Annotated in this window: 1 pseudogene; it reads right to left on the reverse strand. The window is 62.9% G+C overall.

The annotated features are described in order from the left end of the window. Positions 1-10: 10 nt before the first annotated feature. A pseudogene (locus ACX12L_RS22995) lies at positions 11-593 on the reverse strand (transposase). Positions 594-649 lie beyond the last annotated feature (56 nt).

The following is a 649-nucleotide window of genomic DNA, read 5'->3' on the forward strand; positions in this document are numbered from 1 at the left end:
CTTAGAGCGGCTAACAAAACGGTGCAAGATGGCGAACGCAGATGATGCAGCAAGCCAGAGAAAGCAGCGCGAGATGAATGTCGATGCGGCGCTCAAAGCGAGTCCGCAGCTTGCCCAAGGCAGCCAACCAGGCGTGCGTGCGCTCGACCACCCAACAATGACGCCCGAGCCTGTCATTGCGCTCGACGCCACGCCGGGCAATACGCGCCGTGATGCCCAGCTTGCGCAGGTGGGCGCGGCAACGCGCAAAGTCATAGCCCTTGTCGGCATGCAACTTGTGCGGCCAGCGTCTGGGCCGGCCACGACAGCCGCGCACCGTCGGCAAGGCATCGGCCAGTTGCTCGAACACGACCGAGTCATGCCGATCAGTCACGCAGACGCCGCCAGCAGGTCATGCCGCTGCCGAAGCCCAGCTCCTGGGGTAGCTCTTCCCAGGGAATGCCGGTGCGCAGCACAAACAGGATGCCGTTGAGGGCCATCTCGTCGCTCACCCGTGGACGACCGCCCTTGGCCGAGGCGACGACTACTGGCAACAGCGGCGCGACCTTCTTGAACAGCGCGGCGCTGATCTCTTTGTTCTTGTTTCGACCCATGCAGCGTCAAACGCCGATCAGGTGCTTCACGATGACATGGTTTTGTTAGCCGCTCT

This window comes from Alicycliphilus sp. T452, assembly GCF_054512775.1.